We start from the raw sequence: 16,395 nt of genomic DNA, 5'->3' as shown, positions 1-16,395 counted from the left end.
CCGTAGAAGCCATGAGACCGATTGATCGTATCTTCGCACGCGCCGCCGCCGATCCGCGCCGTATCGTCCTGCCGGAGGGCGAGGACCCCCGCATCATCGACGCCGCGCTCATGAGCGCGCGGGAGGGCATCGCCCGGCCAGTCCTGATCGGGCAGGCCGATGCCATCCGGGCCGCCCTTGCCCAGCGCGGCGCCGACGAGCCAGGCCTGACCATCGAGGATCCCGCAACCTCACCCCTGCGCGAGGGCTTTGTTCAGCGCTATCTGGACTTGCGGCGCGCCAAGGGGGCAACAGAGGAGCAGGCCCAGGCGGCCATCGCCGACCCGATGGGCTTCGCCGCCATGATGGTGCGGCAGGGCCAGGCTGACGGGATGGTCGGGGGCGCGGTCGCGACGACGGCCCATACGGTGCGCACCGCCTTGCAGATCATCGGCCGCGCGCGCGATGCGCAGATCGTCTCCAGCTTTTTCCTGATGATGCTGTGCGGTGCGGACCACCGGAAGAAGGGCGCCTTTCTGTTTTCCGACTGCGGGCTCGTCATCGAACCGGATGCGCAGGAGCTGGCCGCCATCGCGCTCGCCACAGCACGCTCCTGCGCGGCGCTCCTTCGGGAGGAGCCGCGCGTCGCCATGCTGTCCTTTTCGACCATGGGAAGTGCCAGCCACCCCAGCATCGGCAAGGTCGTCGCCGCGACCGAGCTGGTGCGCGCGGCCGATCCCGACCTCATCGTCGAGGGGGAATTGCAGTTCGACGCGGCCTTCGTTCCCGCCATCAGCGCGGCCAAGGCGCCGACATCGCATATCCAGGGCGATGCCAACGTCTTTGTCTTTCCGAACCTGACGGCGGGGAACATCGCCTACAAGGTGGCGCAGCGTATGGGAGACGCCATCGCGATCGGCCCCATCCTGCAGGGGCTCGCCAGGCCGGCCAACGATCTGTCCCGCGGCTGCGACGCGGCCGACGTCCATGCGATGATCGCCGTGACCGTCGTCCAGGCGCTCGATGCAGAAGATGCCGCCGCGCACTCGAACGTCACTGCGCCAGCCGGACTGAGCGAGGGCGCCGGGCAGCAGCACGTTTAAGCGGAGGTCATGCCCGCCAGCGTGCGGGCGATCAGCTCCACGCCGGGGCGGATCATCGCCTCGTCGATGGAGGAATAGGCCAGGCGGTAATAGGGGCAGGGCCGGCTTTGATCGGCGAAGAAGACGTAGCCCGGCTCGATCAGCACGTTGCAGGCGCTCAGCTCGGTCGCAAGCTGGCGTGTATCGACACCATCGGGCGCCTTCATCCAGACGCTCGATCCGCCCGAGACGCTCACCTCCACCGGCGTGAGGGCATATTCGCGCAGCGCCTGCATCATGGCGTTCCGGCGGGCCTGGAAGGCGTTCGCCATGCGGGAGATGAGGGCATCGTAATAGCCAAGCGACAGGAAGGTGGCGACGGCCCGCTGCGACTGGCCCGGAGGGTGGCGCAGAACCGCCGCCCGCAAGGCGCGAACCTCGTTGATGAAGGGCTGCGGCCCGACCAGATAGCCCATGCGCAGGCCGGGAAAGATGGATTTGGAGAAGGAGCCGACATAGATGACTCGGCCGTCATCGTCGAGCGATTTGATCGCCGGGGCGGGCGAGCGCAGGAACGACATCTCGAACTCGTAATCGTCCTCGACGATCAGGTAATCGTGCCGGCGGGCATGTTGCAGAAGGGCGGCGCGGCGCTCCAGCGGCATGGTCGCGTTGGTCGGACAGTGATGGCTCGGCGTCACGAAGAGCACATTGGTACGCTCCGGGAGATGCTCGAAGACGGTGCCGTCGCCATCCACGGGATTGGTGACGAGCTCGCAGCGCGTCTGGCTCAATATGGCGCGCAGGCCATGATATCCCGGATCGTCCATCACGGCCGTGCGGCGCTGGTTCAACAAAACCTGTGCGGCGAGCCATAATGCATTCTGCGCGCCCAATGTGATCAGAATTTCATCAGGCTGGGCGCGGATGCCACGCTTGGGCAGCGTGTGCATTGCAATGTATTTGATAAGTTCCGGATCGTCGCGCTCGAAGTAATCGGCGGAGGTGGAGGCGAAGTCCCGCTTGCCGAGCGCCTGGATGGCGCAGCGGCGCCAGTTGCGGTGGTCGAACAGCGTATCGTCGGACTGGCCGTAGATGAAGCGGTAGGTGTAGTCGCGCCAATGCGCGGGCTTGAGCGGCAGGACGGCGTCCGAATAACGCTGACCGATCGCCTTGGACCAGTCCACCCCGCTGGCCGGAGCCTCGGCCCGGTTGGGAAAGCGCACCTGGCGTGGCGCCTTGTCGGAAACGTAATAGCCCGAGCGCCCGCGCGAGTTGACGAACTCGTTGGCGACGAGCTCGCTATAGGCGAGCGTTACGGTGATGCGGCTGACGCCGAGCTGATCGGCGAGCCGGCGGCTGGACGGAAGCCGTTCACCCGGCGGGAAACGCCCGTCCAGGATCGCCTCGCACATCAGCCGCTGGATCTGCTGCTGGAGGGTCTCCTGCGAGGAATGGTCCAGGTAGAAGTAAGTCGGCGCCGTCGCCATCCTTGAGAAACCACCTTATTGGGTATGTTGCTTTGCGCGGGCAGCAGGTTACGGTGTTGGCGTAGCGCGTCGAGGCGGAAATACGCACGATAGAAAGAATATGGGCGGTATCATGCTGATGTTTCGGCTTCCGGTCAATCGACTACCCCTGCGCACACGCCTTGGGCAGAGTGGCATTCTGGCCTTATCAATATGGCCGAACTGGAACTACGTGGAGGCGGCGCGAAATGTCCCATTCCATGTGGAATAATGCGAAAACGTGACGGAGGTTAGGATGCGATCCGGTCTGAAACTTGCCTTGCTGGCGGGGGCGATGACGCTCTCCGCACATCCGGCCCTTGCGATCGACAAGGTGACGGTCGCGTATTTTCTGGAATGGCCAACCGCCAACCAGGCCGCCCAGGCGGACAAGGCCTTCGAGGAGGCGCTCGGCGTGCCGGTCGAATGGCGCGCCTTCGGCAATGGCAACGAAATGACCCAGGCCATGGTGTCCGGTGACGTCCAGATCGCCTACAGCCAGGGCTTCATCCCCTTCATCGTCGGCGTCACGAACGGCGCCCCCCTGGAACTCGTCGGCGTGGCGGTCACCTATGCCGAGAACGATCTGTGCATCGTGCGCGACGATGCCGGCATCACCAAGGAAAATGCCAAGGAGCTGGAAGGCAAGCGCGTCGCCACCCCCATCGGCAACGTGACCCACTACAAGCTGCTGCGCAGCCTGGAAGTGCTCGGTGTCGATGCGACGAAGGTCGAGCTCGTGCAGATGAACCCGGCCGATGCGGCGGTGGCCCTGATGCGCGGCGACGTTCCGATGGCCTGCGCCTTCGGCGGACCGCTCGACCGCATGCGGGAGGTGGGCAAGCCGCTGATGACGGGCGCCGAGCAGGAGGCCGCAGGCATCAACACCTTCGACATCGTCTCGGTCGAAAAGAGCTTTGCCGACGAGAATCCGGAGATGGTCAAGGCGTTCATGCGCGTGACGGCGGAGGCGAACGCCGCTTACGAGAAGAGCCCCGACGCCAAGATCGACGTCATCGCCAATGCAGCCGGCATGGACACCAAGGCCGCGGCTGACATGCTGTCGCTCTTCGGCTTTCCGACCGTGGAGGAACAGCTCGGGCCGAACTGGCTGGGCGGCGGTATTCAACAGGCGGCCAAGGGCGTGGCGGATCTGATGAAGTCCAGCGGCAACATCGACCGGACGCTCGACGATTACGGGCCTTTCGTGACGACGCAGTACCTGACGAAATGACGCCTGGCCCGGCCGCCTCGGCGGCCGGGCTCATCATCGAAGGTCCGTGACGGGAGAGGGCGCTTGTCTTCCATTTCCATCGACAACGTATCGATGCGATACGAGCTTACGACGGGCGACGTGGTCCATGCTCTCGAGCATGTGTCGCTTGAAATCCAGACCGGCGAACTGGTGTCGATCCTCGGCCCGTCCGGCTGCGGCAAGACCACGCTTCTCAATATCCTGGCCGGGTTCCTGGCGCCGTCCGAAGGACAGGTGTGCGTCAACGGGCGGCGGGTGACCGGGCCGGGGCCCGACCGCGGCATGGTCTTCCAGCAGGGCGCCCTGTTCGAATGGCTGAGCGTGGAGGGCAATGTCGCCTTCGGCCCGCGCATGATGGGCAAGCCCAAGCGCGAAACGGACGAGAAGGTGCGCCACCTTCTGGATGTGGTGGGACTTTCGGGCTTTGCGTCCAAGCCGGTCTACCAACTGTCCGGTGGCATGCAGCAGCGCGTGGCTCTGGCCCGATGCCTTGCCAACGACCCGGCCGTGATCCTGATGGACGAGCCGCTCGGTGCGCTGGACGCGCTGACGCGCGAGAAGATGCAGGGGCTTGTGCTCAAGCTCTGGAAGGAAACCGGCAAGACCGTCATCCTGATCACCCATTCGGTGGAGGAGGCGCTGCTTCTGGGCGAGCGTCTGATCATCATGGCGCCGCGGCCCGGGCGGATCTTCAAGGAATACAGGCTCGATTTTCCGGAGCTGGCCCTGGCGCAGGATGCCCGCCAGGTGAAGGCGCTGCCGCAATTCGTGCGCACGCGCGAGGAAATCCTGTCGATGATCTGGAGCATGGAGGAGGAAATCATGGGGCGGGAGTTGCGGACGGAGATGGCCGGTGCGTGAACATCCCAAACCATCCGGCCTGGCGGTCTGGCTCGGCATTTCCGACAATGCCTTCACACGGCAGAAGACGGTCAAGTTCGGCGATGCGAGCGCGGTCAACTCCGGCCGGCTCTATTCCATCCTGATCGTCCTGATTCTGCTTGCGGCCTGGATCATCGCCAGCGCCACGGGCAGCATCAAACCCTTCTTCTGGCCGCCGATCGGCGCCGCCATCGAGCGGCTGCAGACCTTGCTGACCGACGGTTTTCGGAACGTCTCGCTCTGGCAGCATGTGGGCATCAGCGTCTGCCGCGTCCTGTCCGGGGTCATCTACGGTGCGCTCGTCGGCATTCCGCTCGGCTTTGCCATGGGGTTGTCGTCCTTTGCCCGCGGTCTGTTGGACCCGATCGTCGAATTCATGCGGCCGATCCCGCCGCTCGCGCTGATCCCGCTGATCATCCTGTGGTTCGGTATCGGCGAGTTCGCCAAGATCTTCCTTCTGTTCCTGGCGTCCCTCTTCATCATGACGATCGCGGCGCGGTCGGGCGTTGCCAATGTGCGCGTTTCCAAGATCCACGCCGCCTATTCGCTCGGCGCGACACGCTTCCAGATCCTGCGCCACGTGATTTTGCCCAACGCGCTTCCGGAAATCTTCACCGGCCTGCGCACGGCGATCGGCGTCTGCTGGGGCACCGTGGTCGCTGCCGAGCTGGTCGCGGCCGACCGAGGCGTTGGATCGATGATCATGATCGCCAAGAACTTCCTGCAGACCGATACGGTCGTCATCGGCATCGCCATCATCGGCATCATAGGCTACGCCATCGAACTTGGCATGCGGTGGCTCGAGCGCGTGCTGGTGCCATGGCGGGGTAAGGTCTGACGGCGGGACAAAAGGGCGAAGGGCATTGGCCGAGGCGACCGCGGGTGCGGTCGCCAGAGCCGTTGCGTCATCGGGCGCCTGCCGGCCGCACGATAGGCGTGTCTACTCGGCGATGGTCGGCGCTGCCGCTGCCGCCGCAGTGACGACGCGGTTCCGCCCCCCAGTCTTGGCGGCGTAAAGGGCTGCGTCGGCAGCCAGGATCGCATCGGCGATAGCAGTGGGACCCGATCCGAGCGCGGCAACGCCGAAGCTGCCGGTCACCTGGAGTGGCTGCCCGGCAAAGGTGAACTGCAGTGCGGCAATGGCCGATCGCAGCCGTTCCGCGACAGCGGCCGCGCTGACCCTGTCACCCGCCAGGGCCACGCCGAATTCCTCGCCGCCGAGCCGTCCCAGAATGTCATGATCGCGCAGGTTGCCGCGGCAGGCCGCGACGACGGAGGTCAGCACCTCGTCTCCCGCCCGGTGGCCGAAGCGATCGTTCACCGACTTGAAATGATCGATATCCAGAAGGATGATCGATATCGGCAGGCCCTTGCCGCCCGTCACTTCCAGCATGCGTGCGAAATGCTTTTCGAAGACGCGACGCGTCACGGCCCCGGTCAGCGTATCGAGGGTGGCCCATCCATGCAGCTCGAACTCGCTTGCCGCAAGCTGCGCCAGATCCTCCAGAATGGCCAGCTCGCGGTCCGAGAAGATGCGTGGGCGCCGGTCGATCACGCACATCGTACCGATCGCCTCGCCTTCGGAGGTTTTCAGGGGCAGGCCGACATAGGACCGCAGATGCGGGGTCTGCGTGACCAGCGGATGGTCCGCGAATTCTCCGTCCACGGCGGTATCGGGAATGACGATCCGCCGGCCCTCACGCCAGGTCGCCCGGCAGAAACTGTCTTCCAGCGGTATGGCGGTCAGTGCCATGCCCTGAATGGACTGGAAGTGCTGGCGTTGCGCCTCGATCAGGGAGACGGCCGCGATATCGACGCCGAAGATGTTGCGCGCCAGGCGGGTGATCCGGTCAAAGACAGCTGTACGCCCCGCATCCGCTGTCATCGTCTCCGACATGCTCGGCTGCTCCCAGACCGTTCGGCGGCACCATCGCACTGACCGCCGCATACTCTTAACGCAAGTGTCCTGGAGCTAGGGCCGCGAAAAGGGCCCGGCAAGCGCCCGGCCCTATATGCCGCAGGCGGCGGCAATGCTATGGACCCGCCGGACAGCGCCGGCTCGGGCGCTGCAAAGAGGGGGGATCGTCCCGTGGCGCGACGTATCGATCATCTCGTGCTGTGCGTCGACGATCTGGACGGCGCGGCAGCCTTTTACGAGAAGCTCGGCTTTCAGGTCGGCGCCCGCAACCGCCATCCCTGGGGGACCCTGAACCGGCTTGTCCAGTTTCGCACGTCTTTCCTGGAACTGATTACGGTCGGCGCCGACGGAGATCAGATCGTCCCGCACGCACCCGGCCGGTTCAGCTTCGGCGCCTTCGTGCGCGATTATCAGCATGTGCGGCAAGGGCTGGCGATGCTGGTCCTCGACAGCCGCGACGCGGCCGCCGACGCAGAAACCTTCCGGAACGCCGGGATCGGAGATTTTCAGCCCTTCTCCTTCGGGCGCAAAGCCCGCCGCCCGGATGGAACGCAGACCGAGGTCGGATTCACGCTGGCCTTTGCGACCAACCCGGCCGCACCGCAGGCCGGCTTCTTCACCTGCCAGCAGCATTTCCCGGAGAACTTCTGGAACCCGGCCTTCCAGAGCCATGACAACGGGGCCGTCAACATTGCCGGCGTCGTCCTGTCCGCTCCCGAACCGGCCGACCAGCACGCCTTCCTGACCGCTTTCACGGGCGCTGCGCCACAGGCCGGAGAGGGCGATCTCTGGCGGCTGGACGAAGGCTGGATTGCGGTGGAGCGCCAGGACGGGGGTGCCGCGCACTTGCGTGGCTTCAGCATCGCCGTTCCCGATCCTTCAAGGGTGGCGGAGCGGCTGGCGAAGGAAGGTATCGCGGCCTCGGCCGACGGGTCGGACATCGTCGTTTCGGCCGCCGACGCCTTCGGGGCACAAATCCGCTTCACCCCGGCATGACCTTGCCGGCCCGAGTGGAGACCATGCGCAGAAAGTTGCTCAGCTCCAGTTGACGCTGCCGATCGTCCAGGACTTCTTCGTCGACGCCGACCCGCCAGGCGATGTCGGCGCGGTCCGGGTCCTCGTGCAGCGCGTCGAGCAGGGCTGCGTAGGACCGGATGGTCGCCTCGTCCTTTGCCAGCCCTTCCTCGATCAGGGCATCGGACTGGCGCTTGAGGGATCCCGCAATCTCGCCGATGGTGAGTTCGGGGTGGTATTGCACGCCCCAGAAGACGCCGTTCCCGGAGCGGATCTCCGCCGCTTCCACCGGCGTGTGCCGCGCGCTGGCCAGGATCGTGCCGCCGCGCGGCATTTGCCGGACGATGCTGGAATGCATGGCGGGCGCATCCCAACTGACCGGGCGGCCGTCGAGGAGCGGGTGGGAGCGTCCCTGCGGCGTCGCGACGATCCCGCGTGCGAAGGCCGTTTCCATGGGTTTGTCGCGCGGGCCGCACATTCCACCGGCGGCCGTCACGGCGATCTGCAGCCCGGCACAGGAGCCGAAGGAGGGCGTCCCGGCATCGAAGACCGACCGCATGAAGCCGGCCGCCGATCTGGCCTGTGGCGAGCCGTCATGCATCTGAATGGGGGAGCCGGCGAAGAAGATCGCGTCGTAGCCGGACAGGTGATCGGCGGTGGGAAGGGCCGGCACGTCCACGCAGGGCATATGGTCGATACGCGCATCGGGGACGAGCCGCGCCAGCGCGCTGGCGTAGCTTTCATGCGAGGCCTGGCCCATCGCCTCCCGACGGGATTGTTGTTCGGACCGGGTTTCGCTGGCGACGACAAGGATATGAAGGGGCAAGGGGGACCGTTCGGCTGAGGAAGGAGTTAAGCGAACGACACCTGGCCCGCTTGGTTCGTCCATGCTCGCTTATGTCGCAGCGTCGTGACGTGCTCCGGCGAGGCGGTAGCCGATCCCCGGCTCGGTCAGGACCAGACGGGGAGCGGCGGGGTCCTCTTCCAGCTTGGCGCGCAGATGGCCGATATAGACCCGCAGATACTGCGTATCCTTCTCGTTGGCAGGCCCCCAGATGTCGTGCAGAAGCTGGCGGTGCGTCACGACCTTGCCGGCGTTGCGGAACAGAAGCTCCAGTAGCGCGAATTCGCGCCGGGTCAGTTTGACGTCCACCCCCTTGCGCTGCACCCAATGCGCCGCCGTGTCGATCACGATGTCGCCGGCGGTGAAGACCGTGTCACGTGCGGTCAGCACACGGTGGCGCAGCGCGGCCCGGATCCGGGCCATCAACTCGCCCACCCCGAAGGGCTTGTTTACGAAGTCGTCCGCGCCGAGATCGAGCGCAAGGACCTTCTCCGCCTCCCGATCCCGCGCCGACAGGACGATGATGGGGATGGTGCAATCGCGCCGCAACGTCCGGATCACGGTCTTCCCGTCCATATCGGGCAGCCCGAGATCGAGGACGATGAGGTCTGGCCGGTCCTGCTCGACCTTGCGAAGGGCCGCTGCCCCGTCCGCCGCCTCGATGACGCGATAGCCTTCCGCCTTGAGCGAAGGGGTGAGAAAGCGATGGATGGCCGCCTCGTCGTCGACGACCAGGATCAGCGGCGCCATCATGGCATGGCCTCCTGGCCAACGGGCAGCCGGATGCGGAAATGAGCGCCCGGTGCGGCTGCCGTGACAAGGTCGATCGTGCCGCCATGGGCTTCCACGATGCCGCGGGTGATGGCGAGGCCGAGGCCCGAACTCTCGCCCCCATCGCCGGACGGACCGGTGCCGCGGGTGAAGGTCTCGAAGATCCGCAGGCCGAGCTCGGGCGCGATGCCCGGCCCATCATCCCCGACATCGATCAGAATGGCATCGGCCACGCGCTCGGCCGACAGGGCTATACGGGCCGTGGCGCCGGCATGGCGCATGGCGTTGGCGACGAGGTTGCCGAGCGCCTGGTCCAGAAGGCTGGCATCGGCAAAGGCGAGCAGGGGTTCGCCCGGCTTGGAAATGTCGAATATCTGCGTCGCGCCGCGCCGCCGCGCCAGATCGACCACCCTGTCCAGAGCTTCCCCGATATCCACCCAGTCGCGGGCGATCTCCAGTGCGCCGGCCTGCAGCCGTGTCATCGACAGAAGGTTGCGCACCATCGCGTCCAGTTGGCCGGCCTCGTCGCGCACCTGGCCCAGGAGGTCGAGCCGCGCCTTCCCGTCCATGCGGTCGCCATAGTCGATCAATGCCGTCGCGGCGCCCAGGATGGATGCGAGGGGCGTGCGGAAATCGTGGCTGATCGAGGCGAGCAGGATGTTGCGCACGCGCTCGGTTTCGACCGCCGTGCGCGCCTGGTGCACCTGTGTCGACAGAAGCGCCCGGTGTAGGGCGGCGGCCGTCTGCTCGGCCAGGGCGGCCAGAAGCGTTCTGGCTTCCAAGTCCAGCGGGGCAGACTGTGGCGGCTGTTCGACGCCGATGACCCCGACGCGTCCGTCCGGAGCGGCCAGCGGAAGGAAGGTCCAGCCGCTGTTGGGCAGGGTGCCGGTTCCCCCGCCGGCCGGCTCGTCATGGGCGAAGGCCCAGCGCGCCGCAGCCCGCGCCGGCGTTCCGAGCCGATCGTCCGGTGGCCAGGCTGCGGCCACGAAGAGGTCGCGGTCACCCGGCCGCAGGATGACGCAGGGCCGGCCGAGAGCCATGTGAACCTCGCTCGCGGCGGCGTCCATGACGGCGGCGGCGTCCGGCAGGGCGGACAAGGTGCGCGTCACCTCATAAAGCCGCCGCGCGGCCCGCGTGCGGGCGGCCGCCGCGCGCATCTGCTCCTGCGCCTGGCCGGCCAGCGCGGCGATGGTGACCGCGATGATCAGGAAGATCGCCAGCGCCAGCAATTCGTGCGGATGGGCGACGGTGAAGCTTTCGGTCGGGTCGATGAAGAAGAAATTGTAGGCCGCAAATGACAGGAAGGAGGCCGCGATGGCGGGCCAGATGCCGTAGGCGATGGCGGGCACGATCACCGCCAGGAGGTAGATCATCGACAGGTTGGGCAGCGGCACGAAGCGGACGAGATACCAGCTCCCGAGGGTTGCCAGCGCCACGCTTGCGACAGCGGCAAGATAGCCCGTGACCGGGCCCGGACGCGGCAGGCGCCGAGCCGGCCGCCGGGCATCCTCGTCTCCGGTCAGGACGTGGATGGACACGCCATCGGCCCGGCGCACCAGGGCGTCGGCAAGGCCGGTGCGGGGCCAGAGCCGCGACAGGCCGGCCCGGCGCGGCTTGCCGACGACGATCTGGGTGATGTTCTCGAACCGCGCGAAGCGCATGAGCTCGGCCGCGATGTCGGAGGCGATCAGCCGCTTGGCCTCTGCACCGAGCGTGCGCGCCAGCTGCATGGCGCCCTCCAGGCGGGCGGATGCCGCCTCGTCCAATGTGTGGCCCGGCCGCTCGATCGTCACGGCGAACCACGGCGCGTCGAGAAGATCGGCCAGGCGTTTGGCGCCGCGAACCAGATGCTCGGCTGCGTTGTCCGGTCCAAGGCAGACGACGAGGCGCTCGCCGGCGGCCCAGGGCCCCTCGATGGCGCTGCCCTGCATTCGGGCCAGGAGATCGGAATCGACCCTGCTGGCCACCTGCCGCAGCGCCAGCTCACGCAGGGCCGTCAGATTGGACGGCTTGAAAAAGTTCTGCATGGCCCGCGTGGCCGTATCCTCGACATAGACCTTGCCTTCGGCCAGGCGCCGGATCAGCTCGTCCGACGGCAAATCCACCAGAAGGATCTCGTCGGCGATCTGCAACGTGGTATCGGGCACGGTCTCCCGCACGCGCACGCCGGTAATACGCTGCACCACGTCGTTCAGGCTCTCCACATGCTGGACGTTCATCGTGGTCCAGATGTCGATACCCGCCCGCAGGAGTTCGGCCACATCCTGCCATCGTTTGGGATGCCGCGATCCCGGCACGTTGGCATGGGCATACTCGTCGACGATGAGGAGCGACGGCCTGCGCTGCAACGCCGCGTCGATATCGAACTCCGGCACGATCCGGCCCTTGTAGGGAATACCCTTGTGGGGCAGAAGCGGCAGCCCGCTGAGGAGGGCCTCGGTATCCCTTCGCCCATGCGTTTCGACCACGCCGATCAGGACGTCACGCCCTGTCGCGGCAGCGGCACGTGCGGCCTGCAGCATGGCGAAGGTCTTGCCCACGCCCGGCGCTGCCCCCAGGAAGAGGCGCAGCTTCCCCCGGCCTTCACGCTCGGCATGGGCAAGGAGCGCATCGGCGCAGGCGCGGGGTGCTTCGTCCCGGTTCATGATCTGGAGTATCTCATGGAGCGGCGCGGACTTTCCGTGAATTTGCGGGGCGCATCAGCGCGCAAGCGGTGCGGCGGTGTCGAGCGCGAGGTTAGCCTGCAAAACGTTGACGCGCGGCTCCCCCAATATGCCGAAGGTGCGCCCGCTCGTGGCCCGATCAAGGATGGCGCGCACCGCATCCACCGTCAATCCACGCGCCTGCGCGATACGGGGCGCCTGAAGCTGCGCATAGGCAGGCGAGATATCGGGGTCCAGCCCGCTGCCCGACGCCGTCACCGCGTCGGCGGGGAGGAGGGTCGCGCCCGTTTCTGCGCTGAGGGCTGCGCCGTCGCCAGTCAGCCGCGCGGCCAGCTTGGCGCTGGTCGGCGCAAGGTTGGTGCCGCCGGAGGCGGAGGCGTCGTAACCCTGCCCGGCCGCCGAGAGGCGCGGATGCAGGTATTGCGGGGTGGCGAAGGCCTGTCCCACGATGCTCGATCCCACCGGTTCGCCATCCCGCAGCACGATGCTGCCATTGGCCTGATAGGGCATCGTCGCCTGCGCCAGTTCGGTCATGGCTGCGGGATAGGCGAGCCCCAGCAGAAGGGTGAAGAGAGCCAGCAGCGTTGCCGCCGGACGAAGTTGCGAAAGCATGGATGGTGCTCCGAAAGAGGTTTCAGGCGAGGCCGAGTGCGGACACGGCCATGTCGATCAGCTTGATGCCGACGAAGGGCACCGCGATCCCGCCCAGCCCAAAGATCAGGAGGTTGCGCCGCAGGACGCTTGCCGCCGCCGCCGGACGGTAGGCGACGCCGGCCAGCGCCAGCGGAATCAGGGCGATGATGATCAGCGCGTTGAAGATCACCGCCGACAGGATGGCGCTCTGCGGCGTGGCCAGGCCCATGACGTTCAGGACGCCGAGCTCTGGAATGGCGGCGATGAACAGCGCCGGGATGATGGCGAAATACTTCGCGACATCGTTGGCGATGGAGAAGGTCGTGAGCGCGCCGCGCGTCATCAGGAGTTGCTTGCCGATCCCCACGATCTCGATCAGCTTGGTCGGGTCACTGTCCAGATCGACCATGTTTCCCGCTTCGCGCGCGGCCTGCGTGCCCGTCTGCATGGCCACACCGACATCCGCCTGCGCCAAAGCGGGTGCGTCGTTCGTGCCGTCGCCGCACATGGCGACGAGCCGCCCTTGGCGCTGCTCGTTCCGGATGTAGCTGAGCTTGTCCTGGGGGGTCGCTTCGGCGATGAAATCATCCACACCCGCTTCGGAGGCGATGGCCGCCGCCGTCACGGCGTTGTCGCCCGTGACCATGACGGTGCGAATGCCCATGCGACGCAACTGGGCGAAGCGTTCCTTGATGTCCGGCTTGACCACGTCCTTCAGGTGCACGACCCCGATATACCGGCCGCCTTCGGCCAGGCCGAGCGGTGTGCCGCCCGAGCGGGCGATGCGCTCGACATTGGCCATGAAGGCGGATGGCGGCTCGACCTGGTGCCCGGCGCTGTCGGCCACGAAGGCGCGGATGGCGTCCACCGCGCCTTTGCGGATGCGCCGTCCGTCCATATCCACGCCGGACAGGCGGGTGGCTGCCGAAAAGGGGATGGGCACGCCTCCGCAAAGCCCCTCCTCGGGCAGGTCGACGCCGTACCTGTCGCGCGAAAGCGTCAGGATGGAGCGCCCTTCGGCCGTTTCGTCGGCCAGAGAGGCTTCGACCGCCAGATGCGCCGCCTCCATCTCCCCTATGCCGGGCACGGGCACGATCTCTGCGGCCATGCGGTTGCCGAAGGTGATGGTCCCCGTCTTGTCGAGCAGCAGCGTATCGACGTCTCCCGCGGCTTCGACGGCCTTGCCGGACATGGCAAGCACATTGTGCCGGATCAGCCGGTCCATGCCGGCGATGCCGATGGCCGACAGGAGCCCGCCGATGGTCGTGGGGATCAAGGTGACGAGTAGCGCCACCAGGATCGGTACGGAAATGGCCGCCTGACTGTAAGCCGAAAAGCCCGCCAGCGTGACCACGGCGACCAGGAAGATCAGCGTCATGCCGACGAGGAGGATGGTCAGCGCCAGCTCGTTCGGCGTCTTCTGGCGTTCCGCGCCTTCCACCAGTGCAATCATGCGGTCCAGAAAGGACGAGCCCGGCGCCGCGGTGATGCGAATGACCAGCCAGTCGGACACGACCGTCGTCCCGCCCGTAACGGCGGATCGGTCGCCCCCCGACTCGCGGATGACGGGGGCGGATTCACCCGTCACCGCGGCCTCGTTGACGGAGGCGATGCCGTTGACGATCTCCCCGTCGCCCGGGATCAGTTCACCGGACCGCACAAGGACATGATCGCCCACGCTCAGCGCCAGCGCAGATACGGGCTCGAACCGCGTCGTATCGGCCGGGTCCGGCAATCGGTTGGCCACGGTGTCCGTTCGTGTGCGGCGCAGGCTGTCGGCCTGTGCGCGGCCACGACCTTCGGCGATGGCCTCGGCGAAATTGGCGAAGAGGACGGTGAACCACAGCCATGCCGTGATCTGGCCCGAGAAGCCGAGCGGGTTCCCGGCGGCGACATCCCGCAGGAAGAGGATGGAGACCACGATGGCGACCACCTCGGTGACGAAGATCACCGGGTTGCGCATCAAAGAGGCCGGGTTGAGCTTGCGAAGCGCATCGAAGGCCGCGTTTGCAAGGAGCTCGGGGCGCAGCGTCGTGGATCTGGCTTTGGCAGCCATGGACGGATTCCTTGAAAAGAAAGAGGGTGGATGGCGCCGGTGCGGCGGCGCTCAGAAGGTCTTGCCGGCCAGCATCTGGACCTGTTCGGCGATGGGCCCGAGGGCAAGCGCGGGAAAGAATTGCAGCCCGCCGAGGATGAGGATGATCCCCGCCATCAGGCCGACGAAGAGCGGTCCATGCGTCGGGAAGGTGCCGGAGGACGGGGCGAGCTTCGTCTTGCCGACGAGCGAGCCGGCGATGGCCATGACGGGTACGATATAGGCGAAGCGGCCGATCAGCATGGCGAGGCCCAGCGTCGTGTTCCACCAGGGCGTGTTGCCCGACAGGCCGCCAAAAGCCGAGCCGTTGTTGCCGGCGGCCGAACTGTAGGCATAGTAAATTTCCGAAAGTCCGTGCGGGCCACCATTGCCGAGCGCCGAGAGAGCGGCCGGCAGCACGGCGGACACGCTGGAAAAGCCCAAGATCGCGACCGGCAGGACCAGGATGGCGAGGATCGCCATCTTCATCTCCTTCGCCTCGATCTTCTTGCCGAGATATTCCGGCGTGCGGCCGACCATGAGCCCAGCCACGAAGACGGCGACGATGGCGATAACGAGGATGCCGTAGAGGCCGGAGCCTACGCCGCCGGGCAGGATCTCCCCGAGCATGATGAGCACCATCGGGACCATGCCGCCGATCGGCGTGAAGGAGCCGTGCATGGCGTTGACCGCGCCGTCCGAAAGGCCGGTCGTGACCGCGGCGAAGAAGGCGGAGCCGGCAATGCCGAACCGCACTTCCTTGCCTTCCATATTCCCGCCGGCCGGATCCAGCCCCGCTGCCGCAAGGACGGGGGTTCCAACAGCCTCCGCCCAATAGGCGATTGCGATGCCTGACAGAAGAAGCAGGGCTATGACACACAGGATCGCCGTGCCCTGCCGCCTGTCGCGCACGAGATGGCCGAACATGAAGACGAAGGCGGTCGAGACGACCAGCATCTGCCAGATGGTCAGGCTGTTGGCGAGCGGCGAGGGGTTTTCGTAAGGGTGGGCGGAGTTGGCGTTGTAGAAGCCACCGCCATTGGTGCCGAGCTGCTTGATGGCCAGTTGCGATGCAACGGGACCGAGCGCCAGCGTCTGCTCGCCACCTTCCAGCGTGGTGACCGTCGTACTGGCAGCAAAACTCTGCGGTGTCCCCATGGCGACCTGGGCGATGCCGGTGAGGATCGCCAGCGGCAGCAGGATATAGAGTGTTGCGCGCGTCATATCGGTGAAGAAATTGCCGACCGTCGCCGCGCCGGATCGCGATAGTGCCCGGACGAGCGCAAGGGCGAGGGCCATGCCCGTGGCGGCCGACAGGAAGTTCTGAACCGTCAGTCCGGCCATCTGGGACAGATGGCTCATCGTCGTTTCGCCCCCGTAATTCTGCCAGTTCGTGTTGGTGACGAAGGATGCGGCGGTGTTGAAGGCGAGGTCTGGCGCAAGGCCGGTAAAGCCCTGCGGGTTCAACGGAAGCTGCCCCTGGGTCCGCAGGAGGGCATACAGCAGGAGAAAGCCGCAGGCGTTGAAGGCAAGCATGGCGAGCGTGTAGCCTGCCCAGCTCTGCTCACGCCCGGGATCGATGCCGGCGAGCCGGTACAGGCCCCGCTCGAGGGGTGCCAGAAGCGGCGACAGGAATGTCCGCTCACCGGAAAAGACACGCGCCATCAAGGCGCCCAGCGGTACGGAGCAGGCCAGAACGGCCAGAAGGGTCACGAGTATCTGAAGCCAGCCGACGATGGTCATGGCATTCGCCTTTCAATTGGGTCGGGACG

At 66.5% G+C, this 16,395-nt stretch carries 13 protein-coding genes; 5 read left to right on the top strand and 8 right to left on the bottom strand.

The window, feature by feature from the left end; translation table 11 throughout:
* Positions 1–11: 11 nt before the first annotated feature.
* Positions 12–1,082: a phosphate acetyltransferase gene (gene pta / locus AUL30_RS18235; RefSeq protein WP_083508064.1), complete on the top strand. Its 1,071-nt coding sequence runs from the start codon at positions 12–14 to the stop codon at positions 1,080–1,082.
* On the opposite strand, the gene pdxR is transcribed toward pta, so the two are convergent.
* Positions 1,079–2,551 (bottom strand): MocR-like pyridoxine biosynthesis transcription factor PdxR, encoded by a 1,473-nt coding sequence (pdxR, locus tag AUL30_RS18230; RefSeq protein ID WP_062229320.1) that lies wholly within the window; start codon positions 2,549–2,551, stop codon positions 1,079–1,081. The two genes, pta and pdxR, sit on opposite strands and share 4 nt — an antisense overlap.
* A gap of 274 nt (positions 2,552–2,825) precedes the next feature.
* Here pdxR and AUL30_RS18225 point away from each other — a divergent pair, with 274 nt between their 5' ends.
* The 3 genes from AUL30_RS18225 (at position 2,826) to AUL30_RS18215 (ending at position 5,544) form a co-directional block, all read left to right on the top strand.
* Entirely contained in the window at positions 2,826–3,803 is a 978-nt protein-coding gene (locus tag AUL30_RS18225; RefSeq protein ID WP_062229319.1) for a taurine ABC transporter substrate-binding protein, read from the top strand.
* A 63-nt stretch (positions 3,804–3,866) separates the two neighbouring features.
* Positions 3,867–4,685 (top strand): ABC transporter ATP-binding protein, encoded by an 819-nt coding sequence (locus AUL30_RS18220; protein ID WP_062229318.1) that lies wholly within the window; start codon positions 3,867–3,869, stop codon positions 4,683–4,685.
* Positions 4,678–5,544 carry an ABC transporter permease gene (locus AUL30_RS18215; RefSeq protein WP_062229317.1) on the top strand — a complete coding sequence of 289 codons (867 nt, stop codon included), beginning with the start codon at positions 4,678–4,680 and terminating at the stop codon, positions 5,542–5,544. The genes AUL30_RS18220 and AUL30_RS18215 overlap by 8 nt, the downstream gene beginning before the upstream one ends.
* 102 nt (positions 5,545–5,646) lie before the next feature.
* On the opposite strand, the gene AUL30_RS18210 is transcribed toward AUL30_RS18215, so the two are convergent.
* Positions 5,647–6,603 (bottom strand): sensor domain-containing diguanylate cyclase, encoded by a 957-nt coding sequence (locus AUL30_RS18210; RefSeq protein WP_062229316.1) that lies wholly within the window; start codon positions 6,601–6,603, stop codon positions 5,647–5,649.
* 192 nt (positions 6,604–6,795) lie between these two features.
* Between AUL30_RS18210 and AUL30_RS18205 the strand changes: the two genes are divergently transcribed.
* Positions 6,796–7,620, top strand: a complete 825-nt coding sequence (locus AUL30_RS18205) for a VOC family protein (RefSeq protein ID WP_062229315.1) — start codon at positions 6,796–6,798, stop codon at positions 7,618–7,620.
* On the opposite strand, the gene AUL30_RS18200 is transcribed toward AUL30_RS18205, so the two are convergent.
* From AUL30_RS18200 to kdpA, 6 genes are all read right to left on the bottom strand, one after another.
* Positions 7,607–8,398, bottom strand: a complete 792-nt coding sequence (locus AUL30_RS18200) for a glutamine amidotransferase-related protein (protein WP_062229314.1) — start codon at positions 8,396–8,398, stop codon at positions 7,607–7,609. The two genes, AUL30_RS18205 and AUL30_RS18200, sit on opposite strands and share 14 nt — an antisense overlap.
* 135 nt (positions 8,399–8,533) lie before the next feature.
* Positions 8,534–9,235 (bottom strand): response regulator, encoded by a 702-nt coding sequence (locus tag AUL30_RS18195; RefSeq protein ID WP_062229313.1) that lies wholly within the window; start codon positions 9,233–9,235, stop codon positions 8,534–8,536.
* A complete protein-coding gene (locus AUL30_RS18190; protein WP_062229312.1) occupies positions 9,232–11,898 on the bottom strand; it encodes a sensor histidine kinase in 2,667 nt (888 codons plus the stop codon). Before AUL30_RS18190 ends, AUL30_RS18195 begins: the two co-directional genes overlap by 4 nt.
* A gap of 54 nt (positions 11,899–11,952) precedes the next feature.
* The gene (kdpC, locus tag AUL30_RS18185; RefSeq protein WP_062229311.1) at positions 11,953–12,528 is read right to left on the bottom strand and encodes a potassium-transporting ATPase subunit KdpC; all 576 of its coding nucleotides are present in this window, start codon (positions 12,526–12,528) and stop codon (positions 11,953–11,955) included.
* A 22-nt stretch (positions 12,529–12,550) separates the two neighbouring features.
* Complete coding sequence (gene kdpB, locus AUL30_RS18180; protein ID WP_062229310.1) at positions 12,551–14,605, bottom strand: potassium-transporting ATPase subunit KdpB; 2,055 nt, start codon at positions 14,603–14,605, stop codon at positions 12,551–12,553.
* 51 nt (positions 14,606–14,656) lie between these two features.
* Entirely contained in the window at positions 14,657–16,366 is a 1,710-nt protein-coding gene (gene kdpA / locus AUL30_RS18175; protein ID WP_062229309.1) for a potassium-transporting ATPase subunit KdpA, read from the bottom strand.
* Positions 16,367–16,395: the final 29 nt, after the last annotated feature.

Origin of the sequence: Aureimonas frigidaquae (assembly GCF_001463905.1) — a bacterium.
Taxonomy (GTDB): Bacteria; Pseudomonadota; Alphaproteobacteria; order Rhizobiales; family Rhizobiaceae; genus Aureimonas; species Aureimonas frigidaquae.
The sequence above is the reverse complement of the archived record's forward strand: the minus strand, read 5'-3'. Positions and strand labels throughout refer to the sequence as shown.

Bases quoted from the DNA above. Each gene is read 5' to 3' on its own strand.
- pta (WP_083508064.1), top strand. From the start codon at position 12: ATGAGACCGATTGATCGTATCTTCGCACGCGCCGCCGCCGATCCGCGC.
- pdxR (WP_062229320.1), bottom strand. From the start codon at position 2,551: ATGGCGACGGCGCCGACTTACTTCTACCTGGACCATTCCTCGCAGGAG.
- AUL30_RS18225 (WP_062229319.1), top strand. From the start codon at position 2,826: ATGCGATCCGGTCTGAAACTTGCCTTGCTGGCGGGGGCGATGACGCTC.
- AUL30_RS18210 (WP_062229316.1), bottom strand. From the start codon at position 6,603: ATGTCGGAGACGATGACAGCGGATGCGGGGCGTACAGCTGTCTTTGAC.
- AUL30_RS18200 (WP_062229314.1), bottom strand. From the start codon at position 8,398: ATGGGCCAGGCCTCGCATGAAAGCTACGCCAGCGCGCTGGCGCGGCTC.
- AUL30_RS18195 (WP_062229313.1), bottom strand. From the start codon at position 9,235: ATGATGGCGCCGCTGATCCTGGTCGTCGACGACGAGGCGGCCATCCAT.
- AUL30_RS18190 (WP_062229312.1), bottom strand. From the start codon at position 11,898: ATGAACCGGGACGAAGCACCCCGCGCCTGCGCCGATGCGCTCCTTGCC.
- kdpC (WP_062229311.1), bottom strand. From the start codon at position 12,528: ATGCTTTCGCAACTTCGTCCGGCGGCAACGCTGCTGGCTCTCTTCACC.
- kdpB (WP_062229310.1), bottom strand. From the start codon at position 14,605: ATGGCTGCCAAAGCCAGATCCACGACGCTGCGCCCCGAGCTCCTTGCA.
- kdpA (WP_062229309.1), bottom strand. From the start codon at position 16,366: ATGACCATCGTCGGCTGGCTTCAGATACTCGTGACCCTTCTGGCCGTT.